General features: G+C 59.9%; 18 protein-coding genes. 8 read left to right on the plus strand and 10 right to left on the minus strand.

Features of this window, described 5'->3' with window-relative positions; all coding sequences use genetic code 11:
* Positions 1-7 precede the first annotated feature (7 nt).
* Positions 8-673 carry a flavodoxin family protein gene (locus Q666_RS41475; protein ID WP_081713207.1) on the minus strand — a complete coding sequence of 222 codons (666 nt, stop codon included), beginning with the start codon at positions 671-673 and terminating at the stop codon, positions 8-10.
* Between the two features lie 168 nt (positions 674-841).
* Positions 842-1381: a translation initiation factor IF-3 gene (infC, locus tag Q666_RS41480; protein ID WP_075283347.1), complete on the minus strand. Its 540-nt coding sequence runs from the start codon at positions 1379-1381 to the stop codon at positions 842-844.
* A 332-nt stretch (positions 1382-1713) separates the two neighbouring features.
* On the opposite strand from infC, the gene Q666_RS0132940 reads away from it, so the two are divergent.
* The gene (locus tag Q666_RS0132940; protein ID WP_023002952.1) at positions 1714-2181 is read left to right on the plus strand and encodes a hypothetical protein; all 468 of its coding nucleotides are present in this window, start codon (positions 1714-1716) and stop codon (positions 2179-2181) included.
* 8 nt (positions 2182-2189) lie between these two features.
* On the opposite strand, the gene Q666_RS41490 is transcribed toward Q666_RS0132940, so the two are convergent.
* Entirely contained in the window at positions 2190-2564 is a 375-nt protein-coding gene (locus Q666_RS41490; RefSeq protein WP_023002953.1) for a YkvA family protein, read from the minus strand.
* Between the two features lie 106 nt (positions 2565-2670).
* A complete protein-coding gene (locus Q666_RS41495; protein ID WP_023002954.1) occupies positions 2671-2919 on the minus strand; it encodes a hypothetical protein in 249 nt (82 codons plus the stop codon).
* Positions 2920-3120: 201 nt separating this feature from the next.
* On the opposite strand from Q666_RS41495, the gene Q666_RS41500 reads away from it, so the two are divergent.
* Entirely contained in the window at positions 3121-3372 is a 252-nt protein-coding gene (locus Q666_RS41500) for a YMGG-like glycine zipper-containing protein (protein ID WP_023002955.1), read from the plus strand.
* A 143-nt stretch (positions 3373-3515) separates the two neighbouring features.
* On the opposite strand, the gene Q666_RS66185 is transcribed toward Q666_RS41500, so the two are convergent.
* On the minus strand, positions 3516-3677 hold the full coding sequence (locus Q666_RS66185; protein WP_023002956.1) for a hypothetical protein: 162 nt from the start codon (positions 3675-3677) through the stop codon (positions 3516-3518).
* Positions 3678-3801: 124 nt separating this feature from the next.
* The gene (locus Q666_RS66190) at positions 3802-3966 is read right to left on the minus strand and encodes a hypothetical protein (RefSeq protein WP_023002957.1); all 165 of its coding nucleotides are present in this window, start codon (positions 3964-3966) and stop codon (positions 3802-3804) included.
* Positions 3967-4161: 195 nt separating this feature from the next.
* Between Q666_RS66190 and Q666_RS41505 the strand changes: the two genes are divergently transcribed.
* Positions 4162-5193 (plus strand): cation transporter, encoded by a 1032-nt coding sequence (locus Q666_RS41505; RefSeq protein WP_023002958.1) that lies wholly within the window; start codon positions 4162-4164, stop codon positions 5191-5193.
* A 28-nt stretch (positions 5194-5221) separates the two neighbouring features.
* On the opposite strand, the gene Q666_RS41510 is transcribed toward Q666_RS41505, so the two are convergent.
* The gene (locus tag Q666_RS41510) at positions 5222-5809 is read right to left on the minus strand and encodes an exopolysaccharide biosynthesis protein (protein WP_023002959.1); all 588 of its coding nucleotides are present in this window, start codon (positions 5807-5809) and stop codon (positions 5222-5224) included.
* A gap of 145 nt (positions 5810-5954) precedes the next feature.
* Positions 5955-6407, minus strand: coding sequence for a host attachment family protein (locus Q666_RS41515; RefSeq protein ID WP_023002960.1), 453 nt, complete (start codon positions 6405-6407; stop codon positions 5955-5957).
* A 208-nt stretch (positions 6408-6615) separates the two neighbouring features.
* On the opposite strand from Q666_RS41515, the gene Q666_RS41520 reads away from it, so the two are divergent.
* Together Q666_RS41520 and Q666_RS41525 are read left to right on the plus strand one after the other, a co-directional pair.
* On the plus strand, positions 6616-7044 hold the full coding sequence (locus Q666_RS41520; protein ID WP_023002961.1) for a DUF4399 domain-containing protein: 429 nt from the start codon (positions 6616-6618) through the stop codon (positions 7042-7044).
* A gap of 89 nt (positions 7045-7133) precedes the next feature.
* Positions 7134-7709: an MgtC/SapB family protein gene (locus tag Q666_RS41525; RefSeq protein WP_228871083.1), complete on the plus strand. Its 576-nt coding sequence runs from the start codon at positions 7134-7136 to the stop codon at positions 7707-7709.
* A 6-nt stretch (positions 7710-7715) separates the two neighbouring features.
* On the opposite strand, the gene Q666_RS41530 is transcribed toward Q666_RS41525, so the two are convergent.
* Complete coding sequence (locus Q666_RS41530; RefSeq protein ID WP_031270243.1) at positions 7716-9404, minus strand: acyl-CoA dehydrogenase family protein; 1689 nt, start codon at positions 9402-9404, stop codon at positions 7716-7718.
* Positions 9405-9567: 163 nt separating this feature from the next.
* On the opposite strand from Q666_RS41530, the gene Q666_RS41535 reads away from it, so the two are divergent.
* On the plus strand, positions 9568-10458 hold the full coding sequence (locus Q666_RS41535; RefSeq protein ID WP_023002964.1) for a YihY/virulence factor BrkB family protein: 891 nt from the start codon (positions 9568-9570) through the stop codon (positions 10456-10458).
* Between the two features lie 34 nt (positions 10459-10492).
* Here Q666_RS41535 and Q666_RS41540 read toward each other — a convergent pair whose 3' ends face one another.
* Positions 10493-11368 carry a DMT family transporter gene (locus tag Q666_RS41540; RefSeq protein ID WP_023002965.1) on the minus strand — a complete coding sequence of 292 codons (876 nt, stop codon included), beginning with the start codon at positions 11366-11368 and terminating at the stop codon, positions 10493-10495.
* 312 nt (positions 11369-11680) lie between these two features.
* On the opposite strand from Q666_RS41540, the gene Q666_RS41545 reads away from it, so the two are divergent.
* Both Q666_RS41545 and Q666_RS41550 read left to right on the plus strand, forming a co-directional pair.
* On the plus strand, positions 11681-13618 hold the full coding sequence (locus Q666_RS41545) for a HAMP domain-containing methyl-accepting chemotaxis protein (RefSeq protein ID WP_023014476.1): 1938 nt from the start codon (positions 11681-11683) through the stop codon (positions 13616-13618).
* Positions 13619-13788: 170 nt separating this feature from the next.
* On the plus strand, positions 13789-14973 hold the full coding sequence (locus Q666_RS41550; RefSeq protein WP_023002967.1) for an FAD-dependent oxidoreductase: 1185 nt from the start codon (positions 13789-13791) through the stop codon (positions 14971-14973).
* Positions 14974-15014: the final 41 nt, after the last annotated feature.

The raw sequence follows: 15014 nt of genomic DNA on the forward strand, positions 1-15014 counted from the left end.
CAGCCTATCACGTCAACGCCGGTTCGGGCCGTGCTTGCACCCGTCCGGCTGCAAACTGCAAGGCCGTTTTCGCCACACGCCTGCCAAGATGGCGGGCGGTTGCCAGATCCGCGGCCGGGGGAGCTGTCTGCGGCCCTTCGTCGGTGTTCGACTGTGCCGCAGCCCCGAGCCAGAAGCCGAGCCGGTTGAGATCGTCTTCCGATCCTTGCGAGGAACAATTGGCTGGCGGCAGGTCCAGGCTGACCCAGTGCATGCCGTGCTGGGCTGCAAACAGGGCCAACTGGATGAGCACCGCCAGCTTGTCGCCGGAACGCGAACCGGAATTGGTGAAGCCGGCCGCAATCTTGTCCCGCCAGAGATAGCCCTTCGACATGATTTCCTGCGAGCTGGCTTCCTGAAAGGTCTTGAAGGCGGCGGAGGCTGCGCCGACGTAGGTTGGCGTGCCGAAGATGATTGCGCTGGCCGCATTGAGTTCGTTCCAGCGGGTGCTGGCTTCATCGGCCGTCAGAAGCAGTGCGCGTGCACCGTCGACATCCTCTATGCCCTGCCTGACAGCCGCTGCTTGACGTTCTGTGTGACCGTACCCGCTGTGAAAAACGACGGCGACGTCAATCAATTGCCGGTCATTCGCAAGCTTGGTCTGAAGCCCTGCTGCTGCATTCCCATTGTCCATCATCATTTTCGTCTCCTGCGCACACGTGGTGTTCGCAGGTAATGACAAGACAGCGGCGCTGGATGTGACATGCCGGACAGGATTTTTGAGGAAATGAGTTGTTCTGCCGCCTGAAAACGAGAAAACCCCGCCGGAGCGGGGTTTTCGGACATTCAAACGCGATGAAGCTTACTTGATCGGAGCCAGAACCATAACCATCTGGCGGCCTTCGAGCTTCGGCGCGGATTCAACCTTGGCGATTTCGTTGGTTTCCTCACGGACCTTGTTGAGCAGGTTCATGCCCAGGTCCTGGTGGGCCATTTCGCGGCCCCGGAAACGGAGTGTGACCTTCACCTTGTCGCCTTCGCCAAAGAACCGCAACATGCTCTTCATCTTCACCTCGTAGTCGTGGGTGTCGATGTTCGGACGCATCTTGATCTCCTTGATCTCGACGGTCTTCTGTTTCTTGCGGGCTTCTGCTGCTTTCTTCTGAGCCTGGTACTTGTACCGGCCATAGTCCAGGATCTTGCAGACAGGCGGATTTGCGTTCGGCTGGATTTCAACAAGATCCAACCCGGCATCCATGGCGATGCCCATCGCCTCTTCTGTCGGGATGACGCCACGGTTGGCGCCTTCATGATCAATCAACTGGACTTCGCGAACGCGAATTTCGTGGTTTGTGCGCGGGCCTTCCTTCGTAGGAGGCGGGGCGCGGAACGGACGGCGAATGGTCGCAAACTCCTCTTTCGTTTCAACGTGGCGCTAGGGCTTTGATATGCTCCATGCACAAAAATCCTCGGAACGCTGGTACCAAGGTGCTGAGATGGATATGGCCTAACGCCATCCCCCAACGTCTTGCGAAACCGGCAAAAAGTCAAGCGAAAACACCGTTTTCGACATGCCGGGTCACATTTTCAGGGGCTAAGGCTCCGGCTGGCCTGATCATGGCCAGTCGGGCAACTGCCGGTTCTGGAAGGTTGCAATCCGACCGGCAGATGGTCAAGTAAGCAGTCAGCTCGCGCATATCAAGGAAGGACAGCGGTTTGGACGGCGGGAAATTCATGTTGCAGCTTCTCAGGATCGCGTTCGGTTTCATCTTCGCGGTGCTGGCGTGCGGCCTGTTCCTTGCCTGGGGCTTTTTCCGGGCCGGGCATCCCGAAGCCGATCCGATTGCCTTTGCAACCATGGTCGGAAGCGGTCTCGTGGGTGCAAGTGTGGTCGGTGCCACGGCCCTGGCCCCGGCTGCCGTTGCAATCGTTCTGGCCGAAGCTGCACGGCTGCGCAGTTTCCTGTTTCACGTCGGTGCCGCCGGGGTGATCGCCTTTGCAGTCTGGACACTTGGAGCCGAAGCCGCGGACAGTGCCTTCCGGCCGGGAAGTGCGGTTGCGCTGGCGGCCGGATTTATCGGCGGCGGAATTTACTGGCTGATTGCCGGGAGAACGTCAGGCTGCTGGCACGGAACCAAAGCGGCCGGTCAAGTGATGCACAAGTCGGCACAAGACGATCAGCCCGGACGCGACCACCTCTAGACAGTCGGTCAGATTTCGCCGTCCTTCAAGGCATCCTTTGCAGCCTGGTAGTGATCCGGCCGCATGTGGCTGCGGATCATCGCGAGGGCAGCCAGAAGCACGGTTGCGTCATCGCCGAAGCCGATGCCGATCAGAAAGTCTGGAATTACATCCAAAGGCAACACGAAATACGCCAGCGATGCGAGCACGGTGGCCCGCACCTTGCTGGGTGTCGAGGGATCGAGCGCGCAGAAATAGCCGGCGACGACATCTTCCATGAACGGCACCTGACGCGCGGCCTTGCGGACCGTCGTCATCAATTTCTGACGGATTGTCTTCTTCTGCTCTTCCTCCGGACCGAGGATCTCGGGGTCAAAGCCAAGGTCTTCAAAGGTGGTGTTCATGGGGCCGCCTGTGCTTGTGTTCGCCTTTAGAGATAGGTTTTCTTGCCGGCAGCTTCAACGTTTCGCCCTTCCAGGCCGGGCTGGAAGGGCCGCGCAGGGTCGCCGGTCAAAGGGTTGCGGCGCTGTTTTCCTCAGCCTCGGCAAGGTCGCTATGGCCGAGGCGCTCCAATGCCCTGTCGATGTCCCGAAGGCCCGACGAATCCGGGGTTTCGTTACCCATCGGGCTTTCCGTCGCCGCCCGTTGCAGGGCACGTGCGTCCTCTCGCATCCGCAGAAGCTCGTCTACGCGATCAGCCTTGCTGCGCGTGTTGTCTTTCAGAATACGGGCGATCTCGTCCCTGGTCCTGTCAGTCATGTCGGATCCTCCTGTAAGTGGCAGCCGGGAAATCCTCTTCTGGATCGCCGGCTGCCCGATACCGGGCAAACGTTCGAGGCTGACAGAAGTTCCTCCGCACGACGGATCTCTGCGTTGGTCTTGGCGGCAGTTTTCCATCTTTTTCTGGAACAATTCCGCTGCTCTCCCGTTCTGCCTAATGCAACACGAAGGGAGTTGATCATGTGGAAAATCATGCTGGTTGCGGTCGCTTTGACTGGTCTGACCGCTTGCAACAACACGCAAAAGGGCGCGGTGATCGGTGGTGCCTCAGGCGCGGCGATCGGTGCTGCAACGACCGGTAAGGCAGGCGGAGCGCTTGTTGGTGGCGCCGTCGGCGCGGCTGCCGGTGCGCTTGTCGGAAGGGCAACGGAACCGGGCAAGTGTATCTACCGCGATTCCTATGGCCGCGAATATGTGGCGGCTTGCCGTTAATCGGTCTGCCCGGCGATCTGCCGGGTCACCTTCTGCGAGCGAGAGTTGAGCCTCTCGCCGGAAAAACAAAAGGGACGACCTTTTCAAGGTTCGTCCCTTTTGTTTGGTCTTTCGAAGGGCTCTAGCCTTCCAGACTGGTGAACTCAAAGCAGGATGTAGCCGACAACCGCCAGTGCGATTACCGCGCCTGCGGTGCCGATCGCCAGGACGTAACGCATCTCGTGAAGTTCGAGGCCCTGCTTGGCTTCCTTTTCTCCCAGAACGACTTCCTTGTCCTGTTCGTTGGTCTGCGTTTGATAAGTCATCTCTACCTCGCTGGATTGTGCGTCGTTGCAAGCGCTGAGGGCGGTTTGGCCTCATCACTCTTCAGAACAACGTTCGAGCGGCAGTAGTGTTCCTGAGAACGTCCAGGCTGCCTTGGGCGTGCGGTCAATAGCTGAGCAGGAATATCAGGGCGATCAGCGAAAAAATGATGCCGCTGAATCCGAAGCCAAGAGCAAGGTGCTTCCAGCTGGAGGCTTCCTTGTCTCTGATCCTTTCACGCAGGATGGCAAGGTGCCGGTCCGCATCGTCGTTAAAGCCGTGATAGATCATCTTCACTACCTCGCGATGTTGCCACTTGGCAGCCAGGCTCGACTGCTCTTCAGCGGTTAACGCGCAAGATCCTTATTCGTTCCCCTCCGGGGGTTCCAGGGGAGAACGTTCAGGTGGGAACTTCCTGATGGGGTGGCCGTTTTCCCTTTGAAGTCCGGACAACTTCCGCAAATGCCAAGAGGGGACAAGGTCACTATGGGTTTCGACAGCCTGCCGCTGTGGGTCTTGCTTGCGCTTTTTGCAGGTGCCGGTGGAGTTATACTGGTTTGCGGCGTTCATCTGACCGGTCAGGCTGACCGTATCGCCGACCGGACAGGGCTGGGCGAGGCCTTGGTTGGCGGTGTCCTGCTGGGGGCGGCCACGTCGCTCTCGGGCACCGTGGTGTCCGTAACTGCTGCGCTGGACGGCCGCGCGTCGCTGGCCTTTTCAAATGGCGTTGGTGGTATCGCTGCGCAGACTGCCTTTCTGGCCATCGCTGACATCGTTTACCGGCGCGGCAACCTGGAGCATGTGGCGGCTGACGTTTCCAGTCTTTTTCAATGCGCCCTGCTGATGCTTTTGCTGGCCATTCCCCTGGTCGCCTACACCACCCCGGAAATCACGTTGCTGGGCGTTCATCCAGCCTCCTACGCCCTGGTTATCGTTTATGGCAGCGGTTTGCTGGCTCAGCGGCACGTGCGGGAGCAGCCCATGTGGCGTGTTGTGAATACGTCCGAAACCCACGAGGACAGCCCGGATGAGGAACAGCACGACCTGCGCGGTAACTTGCGGCTTATCGCAGGGTTTTCAGCGCTGATGCTTATCCTCGCCTCGATGGGCTGGGTGCTGGCGGAAGTGGCTGGCGCGCTGACGGACCGTTTCAATCTCAACGCCTCGCTTGTCGGCGCGCTGATGACAGCCGTTGTCACCTCGCTGCCCGAACTGGTGACGACGCTGGCAGCCGTGCATCGTGGTGCCCTGCAGCTCGCCATCGGCGGCATTGTTGGCGGCAACACCTTCGACACTCTGTTCCTGACGCTTTCCGATGTCGCCTATCGCGACGGCTCGCTGTATCAAGCCGTCTCCCCTCAGGACTATTTCTGGCTGGCGATCGGGCTGGTGATGACAGCGGTTCTGCTTCTGGGGTTGCTGGTACGGCAGAAGTCAGGCCCCGGCGGGATCGGTTTTGAAAGTGTCAGTCTGCTTGGCATCTATGGCGGTGCCATCGCGCTTCAGGCGCTCGGTTGATCCTGCGAACCTGTTCAGGAGGCCTTCTTCAGAACAAGGCCGTCAGTGCCCAGACAACGATGGCCAAAGGTAAAAGCGCGGCTAGGGCAAAGAGACCGTCCCGGGTGAGGAGAGAGAAGGCAATCAGGCAAACAGATGCGCCAAGAAGCGATGACGAGAATGGTACCAGTTCGAGAAAGGGCATCAAGGCGCCGAACAGGAGGCAGGAGAGCGGCAACAAGGCCCGAAGAGGTTGCCGGAAGAGGAACCGTGCTCTCGCGCGCGAATGTTTGTCCAGCCAGCGTGCGGCGGGCCGCAGCTTGTTCATCGCCACCCGCACCTTGTCGCCCTCAAGACTTTGCTGACCCAGCCAGTGGGGAAGCCAGACCCGGTCGCGTTTCATCAGCCATTGTGCCGCGATCAGGCAAATGGTCACTCCGCAAAGGCTTGAAAACAGGGGAATGCCGCTCAGCGGTGTCACGACGGCGGCCGCGGGCACGATCAGCATCGTCGCAAATCCGGTTTTCTCGAAAGCGCCGACCACGCGGTCAAGCGAGACCTGTCCTTCTTTCGTGATGTCTCCGACCCTGTCGACAATGGATGTCAGGGGCCGGTCCAAGTCCGGATCAGCGGTCATGGTCCTGCCTGTTCCAGCGGCCGCAATTGGCGGCCACTGTTCTCTAGGGTGAAAAAATTCCGAGCCTGGTCTTGCAAGACGCATCGTGGCAGGGACGTTCGGACCGTGGCGGCCGAATGCCCTGAGCGTCTGCGCAAGAAGATGATTATCTTCCGAAGACAAGTTTCTCGATGCGATCGACAGGATGATTGGTGAGATCCTTGTCGATCTCCGCGACGACACGGTCACTGACTTCCTTGTGCAGGCGCTTGCGGACCTGGCCGAGAACCGACGGGGCTGCGACCAGTACGATCTCGTCGAACTTGCCCTTGTGGGCGCGCTTGTAGAGCATCTGGGCAAGGTCCGCGGCGAAATCGTCTTCAGCCAGCGCATGCCAGTCGGCTTCCTGAACTGCACTTCGATGGCCCTGCGGACCGTCACTCAAACGACCGGGACGGTCAGCGGTCTGCTCGCGGTTGGGAGGGTTGTCCTGGGTTTCTTTCCGAAAGACCTTGAGGTCCGGCACGTGTTCCGTGCCCGCGTTGGTCAGGAACAAAGCCTTGGTTCCGTCGGCAACGACTACCCAACCATCATGTTTCAGTCGGATCGCATCCTTCATGTCGCACTCCTGCAGTTTTGGGTCCGTCTGGAGTGAACGCCGGACCACCGGAAGCGTTCCTGAGGATATCTGTGACAATTTCGACAGTTCGCAAGCCTACCAGTACGGGAAACGGATTGCGGGGCCTACCGGAAGAGAGCGCGGCGCCCTAAGTGAAGAGTGGTCGTGAGGAACAATGCAGAATTCCGTCCTTGAAAGGGAGAAGATCATGAAGAGACTTGCAATCGGGCTCGGTGCTGCCGTGCTGGCCCTCACAGGTGCCGTCGCCCAGGCAGGAGAAACTCCGGCACCGGACGGCGTGAAGCTCTACTTCGTAAACCTGAAGGATGGCGACACCGTCAAAAGTCCAGTGACCATCCAGTTCGGCCTTTCCGGAATGGGCGTTGCCCCCGCCGGTACGGAAAAGGAAAACACCGGACACCATCACCTGATCATCGATGAGAGTATCGAGGGCGAGGAGCTGAACGAAGCTATTCCGGCGGATGACAATCACAAGCATTTCGGTGGTGGGCAGACCGAAACCACGATTGAACTGCCAGCCGGTTCACACACGCTGCAACTGGTGCTGGGTGACTGGTCGCACATTCCGCACAATCCGCCGGTCATGTCGGAAAAGATCACCATTACCGTGGAGTAGGCGGCAGCCAGCGCCGGTCACCTTCCGGAACGAAAGACTTGTTGCGGCGTTGCTCTCTTATGCTGACCGACCCGCAACAAGGAACGACCATGGTAGACCGGCTTGCCGCAGAGATGGACCTCGGCTTCGGTGCGGTTCCGCTGGACGTTCTGGTTCTGCGGATGATTGCGGCCATCGTTCTGGGCGGTATCATCGGGTTCGAGCGGGAAGAGCGTGGCAAGGATGCCGGGCTCAGGACGCATATGCTTATCGCATTCGCCTCGTGTCTGTTTCTCCTGATCAGTCAGGCGCTTGCCGATCTGCCCTTTTCCGGGGCGAGCAACGTCAATGTGGATCCGCTCCGTCTGGTCGAGGCCGTGACAGCGGGCGTGGCGTTCCTCTCCGCCGGTCTGATCTTCTCCCGCAACGGCTCGGTGCAGAACGTCACCACAGGTGCATCAATGTGGCTGGCAGGTGCCATCGGCACGGCCTGCGGCGTCGGTCAGATCGGATTGGCGGGTCTTGCAACACTCATGGTGGTGATTGTCCTGGCCGTCATCGGCCGCCTGCAAAGCAAGCTTGGCCCCCAGGCCCGGGACAGTGCCCCGGACGAGGGAATGAGCGAGAGATCTGACAAGCTTCGCCACGCGCAGGCACATGGCCATCGCGACAAAGGGGCCATCTGATGACGATCAGGCGTTGCCGCGTGTTTCAAGCAGGCGGCGCGCGATGACCTGAGCCTGAATTTCCGCCGCACCTTCGAAGATGTTCAGAATTCGGGCATCGCACAGGACACGGGAAATTGCATATTCCAGAGCAAAGCCATTGCCGCCGTGGATCTGCAATGCATTGTCCGCCGCGGCCCATGCAACGCGGGCACCAAGCAGTTTCGCCATGCCTGCTTCCAGATCGCAGCGTTTGCCGGAATCCTTCTGCCAGGACGAGAAATAGGTCAGCTGGCGGGCGATCATCAGTTCGGCAGTCATCATGGCCAGCTTGTCGGCAACACGCGGGAAATTGACCAGTTCCTTGCCGAACTGGACGCGTTCTTCGGCGTACCTCAGGCCCAGGTCCAGTGCAGACTGGGCGACGCCCAATGCGCGGGCAGCGGTCTGGATGCGGGCGCCTTCAAAGGTCTGCATCAGTTGCTTGAAACCTTCGCCCTCGACCTGGCCGAGAAGGTTCTCGCCCTTCACCTCAAAGCCGTCGAAAGCGATTTCATATTCCTTCATGCCCCGGTAGCCGAGAACTTCGATCTCGCCGCCGCTCATGCCGTCTGCCGGGAAGGGCTCCTCGTCGGTGCCGCGCGGCTTTTCCGCGATGAACATGGACAAGCCCTTGTAGCCGGGTTCATCCGGGTTGGTGCGGGCCAGCAAGGTCATGATATCGGCACGGACCGGATGGGTAATCCAGGTCTTGTTGCCGGACACCTTCCAGACGTCGCCGTCCTTCACGGCGCGGGTCTTCAGCGAGGCAAGGTCCGAGCCGGTGTTGGGTTCGGTGAAGACGGCAGTCGGCAGGATCTCGCCGGATGCGATTTTCGGTAGCCAGTGCTGTTTCTGCTCTTCCGTACCGCCGCAAAGAATGAGTTCCGCCGCGATTTCGGACCGGGTGCCGAGCGAGCCGACACCGATATAGGCGCGGGACAGTTCTTCGGAGACGACGCACATGGCCTCCTTGCCAAGTCCGAGGCCACCATATTCTTCCGGTATGGTGAGGCCAAAGACGCCGAGCTCGGACATCTGCTCGATAATCTCAAGCGGAATATATTCGTTTTTCAGATGCCACTCGTGCGCGTTGGGCACAACGTTGTCTTCGGCAAAGCGGCGCATCTCGTTGCGGATCTGCTCCATGGTCTCGTCCAGACCTGGGTCGCCGAAGGTGGAATGGCCCGCCTGGTCGCGGATCAGGCGGGTGATCTCGCTGCGGATTTCCGGACGGCTTCCGGAATCGATCAGCGACAGGATTTCGGCTGTCTGGAAGCCAAGAGCTTCTTCGGAAGAGACGCCAAGATCCGCCAGGCGAACGATTTCACCCTGGTTCATCGGAATGCCGCCAAAGATCTGCGCAAGGTACTCCGCAAATCCGAGCTGGACGATGTAGTCCTCAAGAGCGCCGTAGCGGCCTTCCGCGGTCAGACGTTTCGCGTAGGCATCCAATTGGCGCAGAGACTCCACATAGGTTGCGAACCAGGCCAGTCCGTGGGTTGCCCTTTGCTCTTCTTCCATCAGGCGGGAGGAGATGCGCCCATCCTCGCTCACGCGGTCGCGCACCCGCTGCGCTGCAAGATTGAGCAGATGATCGAGCGTGGCGACGGTAGCTTCCGTTCGCTCGGTAAGGCTTGCGGGTGTTTCTGCGGCCGGCAGGGCTGCGGTGGACATGGCGATCTCCGTTTTCATTTGTTGCGCAGCAGCGCTTCTTGTTGAAGCTATGTTGCGTTGCACACCCTCATTTGTCGAGCGTGAATTTATAGACCTTTTGGCGGATGCGGTTTTCACTACCCAGGCTTGACGAATTGTGTCAGCGCAGGCCACATCTTGGGTCATGAGCGCCAGACAGACAGTTCTCGTGATCTACGCCGTCCTGAAAGACGCCATCGGTCACTTCGCCCGGGATGACGGCTTTGCAATGGCCAGTCACGTGGCGCTGTCGGGGTTGTTGGCGATATTTCCCCTGCTGATCTTCATCGCCTCGCTCGCGGCCTTTCTCGGCATGACCGGTGCTGCCGACACGGTGTCGGAACTGCTGTTCGATGCCTGGCCGGCAAGCGTTGCATCGCCTGTCGTGCGGGAAATCCAGAATGTCCTGACCATTCGCCGCGGCGACCTTGTGACCTTCGGCGCCGTTGCCGCTCTGTGGTTTTCCTCCAACGGGGTGGAGGCGCTGCGCACCGCGCTCAACCGGGCCTACCGGCAGCATGAAAACCGCTCCATCGTGCTGTTGCGGCTGCAATCGATCGGGCTTGTGCTGCTGGGTGCCGGCATTCTGCTTGCCTACACGTTTCTGGTGGTTCTGGCGCCGCTCGCCCTCGAGGGGCTGAAGGTCTTCGTGCCGCAGGTCGAGACTTTCCTGCTGTCAATCAACGTTGCCCGATACACACTGGCCGGATCGCTGCTGATCATCGGCCTTTTCATCACCCACTGGCTGCTGCCGGCGGGGCATCGCACTTTCCGCGACCTGTGGCCCGGAGTGCTCGCCACACTGTTCATGTGGATCATTGCCGGCAGTGCCTTCGGCGCCTATCTCGCCAGCTTCGCCAATTACGTCTCCACTTATGGCGGTCTGGCCGGGATCATGACCGCGCTGATCTTTCTCTATATCTGCGCGCTCGTGTTCATTCTGGGTGGTGAACTCAACGCGGCAATCTCCCGTCAACGGCGCTACTGGCGCCGCCGTCAGGAACAGCTTGCGCTGGCGCTGGATACAGAAGCCTGACCGGATTTTTCGATGACGGCTCCCGGGACCAACCCTAGCTCCTTGCTGGCTTCTTGCGGATGGTCAAGACGGCGCTGATGACCAGAACCATTCCACCGATCTGAACCGGCGTCAGGGATTCACCGAACAGGAAATAGCTTTCCACCGCTGTTGCCACCGGCACCAGATAAAAAAGGCTGGCGACCTGGGAGACCGCGCCCTCGCGGATCAGCAGCATCAGGAGCAGGATCGCACCGACGGACAAGACCAGCACGAGCCAGGCCATCGCAAAGATCAGCTCACCTGACCAGGTGATCTGCCAGCTTTCGGTCAGGCTCAGCGGAATTGTGACAAGCAACGCGCCGACGTACTGCCAGACAGTTGCTGCCATGAGGTCGGTCTGCTGTACGAAACGCTTCTGATAGACTGTTCCCAGGCTGATGGCCGCAACGGAGATGAGGACCACGAATATCGTCACCGGCGTGATGCCCGATCCGGCAAGGTCGAGTTTCGGACCAAGAACGAATGCAAGGCCAATCGCTCCGATGGCCATGGCGAGCCAGTGTCTGCGGGAAATGGTTTCGCCAAGCAAAGCCACCGCGATGAGTGCGGTCAGCACGGGCTGAAGACCGACAATGATCGAGGACGCTCCAGCCGGCATGCCCTGTTTGATTGCCCAGAACACACCACCGAGATAGATGCCGTGAACCAGCATGCCGGTGAAGATGCAATGGGCAATGGCAGCGGGATCTTTCGGCCAGGACTTCGACAAGAACATCGCCAGCAGAATCAGCACCGGCAAAACCGCAACGAAGCGGACCGTCAAAAACACCATCGGATCGATGTAGGGCGCGCCGAGTTTAGAACCGACGAAGCCCGTAGACCACAGCAAAACAAAAATGGCCGGTGCGGCTCTGGCGAGGAGATTCAATTGCAGCCTCAATGACAAAGTCGAAGGTGACGCAAGGTTAGATTGCGTCGAGTCGGTGGGGTTACACGCATGTTAACCGTAAGTTGGCATTTATAGTCAAATATACGGCGCAAACATGAGTGTTCGAACGTTCTGTCGTGAAAGAAACGCAGGCCAGAAGCACGAACACTTCCAGATCGATCAACTCATGGATGTAAACATCGACCCCGATGGCACATCCGTTGATCCAGGGGACATACGCTGGTGGCCTTCAGATCTCAATCACCTTTTCGGATCTTCGCGAATTTGTCAGTCAAAGCCAGAATTCTGGCCTTGAGCCTTTTCACCATTGTTGGGCTCCTTGCGATCGGCGGTGTCTTCTTCTGGAGCCAGGGTGAGCTCAATTCGGCCTTTGCGCGCATGAGCAGCAGTTCGACACTGGCCGGACAGGTCAGCACATTGTCGGAAAGCGCCGCAGCGCTGCGCTCGATTGAAGAGCGTTACCACAGCACGCCATCCGTCGAGACGTTCCAGAGTTTCAACGCCAAGCTTGAAGAAGCCAGCGCAGTTCTGGAGACGATCGCAACCAACCCGGCAGCAGCGGCCTACGCTTCGGAAATCGCCGACGTCAAGGATACGCTGGAAGGCACAAGAGGTGCTTTCGAGATGCTGGACACTGCCCAGCAGAAGATCGGGTATGACTCTACGCAGGGTTATCTGGCGGGACTCAACGAATATGCTGGGGCGGTCAAGCATCGCCTGTCGGAAGAGATGAAATTCGGCGGCGGGCCGGATTTCGAAAAGCTGGCCCGCGCGATCCTGGCCGTTCAGCTGGCGGAACGGGAGTTCACGCTCAACAATACCGAGGCGGCGCTGGAGGTTTTCCAGGGCGAGTTCAACGATTTCGAAAAGCTCTTGAAGAAAGTCTACATTTCCGACGCCATCAAGGCGGAGCTGGCCGACAACATGGCCAAATACAAGACGACTTTCGACGATTACACAGTCGCCAAGACAGAGCGGGCCGAGCATTCGGAACTGCTGGAAAACCTGTTTGAACTTGTTCCGCCGCACATCGCTTCCCTCAGCGAAGCCGCCAACACCACTCAAGGTGAAGCCGCCGGTCAGCTTGAGATGGCCCGATCGATCGCAACCTATGCAATCGGCGGGGCTATCGTGGTTCTGCTTCTGCTGCTTCCGGCCATCGCGCTTGTGATCGGCCAATCGGTGGCGCGCCCGCTGGCGCGTTTGCAGTCGGCCATGGAAGCTCTTGCCAGCGGCCAGACCGACCTCGACCTGCCGGACGACAGTGGCAGCACCGAGCTTGCTTCGATGAGCCGCACGGTTCAGGTCTTCCGTGACAATGCGGTCGAGCGGGCTGAACTTGCGGCCTCGCAGGATCAGGAAAACCGGCGGCGCGAAGAACGCGTTGCCCGTCTCGATACTCTGATCGGCCGGTTCGAGGGGACCGTGTCCGCAGCACTCGACAGTCTTGACCGAGCCAACGGCGAACTGCGGCAGACGTCCCAGTCGATGGAACAGTCGGCCGACGATGTTGCCAACCAGTCCGGGGAAGCAGCCGAAGCGGTGCGCACGGCGGCGGAAAACGTCACCTCCGCAGCTCATTCCGCGGAAGAGCTTGCCGCGTCCATCGCCGAGATCGCCGGTCAGGCCAACAAGTCGACGGAAGTGGCCCAGCAGGCGGTGCGGAGTGCATCTTCAACGGTTGCCACCATGCAGGAACTTTCCAGCGCGGCAGACCGGATCGGCGAAGTCATGGGGCTGATCCGCGACATTGCCAACCAGACCAATCTGCTGGCGCTGAACGCGACCATCGAGGCTGCCCGCGCGGGCGAAGCAGGCAAGGGGTTTGCGGTGGTTGCTGCCGAAGTGAAGCAGCTTGCCGACCAGACCTCGAAAGCCACCGAGGATATCGCGACCCAGATCGAGGCCATCCAGGGGTCTTCCGGTCAGGCGGTCCAGGCGATCGAGGACGTCAACCGGATCATCTCCGACATGGAGGGCCTTGCCTCGGCTGTGGCGTCAGCCGTGCAGCAGCAGGACGAAGCCGTCCAGGCGATCTCGCACAATGTTTCCAGTGCCTCGGCGCGGTCCGAACAAGGGGTGTCGAGCATGGAGGCCGTCGGTTCGGCTGCCGAGCTTGCACGGTCCAACGGTTCCGAAGTGGAGCACCTTGCAGAATCGCTTGGCGAGCAGGGCGCGTTGATCCGGCAGGAAGTTGCCGAATTCCTGCAGGGCGTGCGCAGCGCCTGATCCCGAACCGGAATGCTTGAAACAAAGAAAATCGAAAAAACGCCGTGTCCGCACCGACGCGGCGTTTCGCCATTCTGGCGGCCTGCGTTTCTTCGTGCTAGCCATGCACTCAAACGATCGGCCGGCACACCATCCGCCGGACCGGCCAAGCGCAAAGAGGGCGAAGCGGAATGCAGGAAGACATCGTCATCATCGGAGCAGGACAAGCCGGAGCCCAGGTCGCCCAATCCCTGCGGCAGGGCGGATTTGAAGGCCCGCTGCGGCTGATCGGCGAGGAACCGCATCCGCCTTATCAAAGACCGCCGCTTTCCAAGAAGTTCCTGGCCGGCGAGATTGGCGCCGAAGGCCTGTGGCTGCGCCCGCCGGCTTTCTTCACCACCAACAATATCGACCACATTCCCAATACCAGAGTGGTTGCGATCGACCGTGGCGCGAAGCGCCTGACACTGGCAAACGGCGATACGCTGCCGTATGGCAAGCTGGTTCTGGCAACGGGCACCAATGCCCGGCTGCTGACGCTGGAGGGTGCCGACAAGAAGGGCGTGGTCACGCTGCGCTCGATTGCCGATGTCAACGTGATCCGGGACATTCTGCAAAAAAGCAGCAATGTCGCCATCATCGGAGCCGGGTACATCGGTCTTGAAGTCGCTGCCGTCGCCAAAAGCCTGGGCAAGTCGGTCACCGTAATCGAGGCGCAGGATCGTCCGATGAAGCGCGTGGTCAGCCAGGCGGTCTCCGACTATTTCTCCTGCCTGCACAAGGCCCGCGGCATCGAATTGCGCCTGAATACCGGCATCGAGGCAATCGAGGGTGGTGACAGTGTCACCGGTGTCCGGTTGTCGACAGGCGAGACGGTTCCGGCGGAGCTGGTTCTGGTTGCCGTCGGCGCAGAGCCCAATGATCACCTGGCCGCAGAGGCGGGCCTGGAGGTCGACAACGGGATCCTGGTGGATGGATGCGGCCAGACCAGCGATCCTGACATCTTCGCTGCGGGTGACTGTACGCGTTTCTATTCCAACCGCTACCAGCGGTCCGTGCGCATGGAAAGCGTCCAGAACGCCATCGACCAGGCAAAGGCGGTTGCCCAGGCGCTGCTGGGTCAGGAAGTCGATTACGACCCGTTGCCGTGGTTCTGGTCCGATCAGTACGACATCAAGCTGCAGATCGCCGGTCTGTCGGAGGGGTATGACGACACAAAGGTCGTGGGTTCGACCCAGGACAACAAGTTCTATGTCGCCTACCTGCACGATGGCCGGCTAATCGCCGTCGACAGCATCAATTCACCGCGCTCGCACATGATGGCCCGCCGGGTGATCGGTGAGCCGTGGCGTGATGATCTGCTGCCGGAAGCCTGAACAACAGGTTCCGAAAGGATAGGTGCCGGCGGGCAACAGGA

It is taken from the genome of Labrenzia sp. C1B70 (assembly GCF_000475395.1).
GTDB classification, from domain to species: Bacteria; Pseudomonadota; Alphaproteobacteria; order Rhizobiales; family Stappiaceae; genus Roseibium; species Roseibium algicola.

Coding starts and splice junctions, on each gene's coding strand:
- Q666_RS41475 (WP_081713207.1), bottom strand. CDS start 673: ATGGACAATGGGAATGCAGCAGCAGGGCTTCAGACCAAGCTTGCGAAT.
- Q666_RS0132940 (WP_023002952.1), top strand. CDS start 1,714: ATGTTGCAGCTTCTCAGGATCGCGTTCGGTTTCATCTTCGCGGTGCTG.
- Q666_RS41490 (WP_023002953.1), bottom strand. CDS start 2,564: ATGAACACCACCTTTGAAGACCTTGGCTTTGACCCCGAGATCCTCGGT.
- Q666_RS41495 (WP_023002954.1), bottom strand. CDS start 2,919: ATGACTGACAGGACCAGGGACGAGATCGCCCGTATTCTGAAAGACAAC.
- Q666_RS41500 (WP_023002955.1), top strand. CDS start 3,121: ATGTGGAAAATCATGCTGGTTGCGGTCGCTTTGACTGGTCTGACCGCT.
- Q666_RS66185 (WP_023002956.1), bottom strand. CDS start 3,677: ATGACTTATCAAACGCAGACCAACGAACAGGACAAGGAAGTCGTTCTG.
- Q666_RS66190 (WP_023002957.1), bottom strand. CDS start 3,966: ATGATCTATCACGGCTTTAACGACGATGCGGACCGGCACCTTGCCATC.
- Q666_RS41505 (WP_023002958.1), top strand. CDS start 4,162: ATGGGTTTCGACAGCCTGCCGCTGTGGGTCTTGCTTGCGCTTTTTGCA.
- Q666_RS41510 (WP_023002959.1), bottom strand. CDS start 5,809: ATGACCGCTGATCCGGACTTGGACCGGCCCCTGACATCCATTGTCGAC.
- Q666_RS41515 (WP_023002960.1), bottom strand. CDS start 6,407: ATGAAGGATGCGATCCGACTGAAACATGATGGTTGGGTAGTCGTTGCC.
- Q666_RS41520 (WP_023002961.1), top strand. CDS start 6,616: ATGAAGAGACTTGCAATCGGGCTCGGTGCTGCCGTGCTGGCCCTCACA.
- Q666_RS41525 (WP_228871083.1), top strand. CDS start 7,134: ATGGTAGACCGGCTTGCCGCAGAGATGGACCTCGGCTTCGGTGCGGTT.
- Q666_RS41530 (WP_031270243.1), bottom strand. CDS start 9,404: ATGTCCACCGCAGCCCTGCCGGCCGCAGAAACACCCGCAAGCCTTACC.
- Q666_RS41535 (WP_023002964.1), top strand. CDS start 9,568: ATGAGCGCCAGACAGACAGTTCTCGTGATCTACGCCGTCCTGAAAGAC.
- Q666_RS41550 (WP_023002967.1), top strand. CDS start 13,789: ATGCAGGAAGACATCGTCATCATCGGAGCAGGACAAGCCGGAGCCCAG.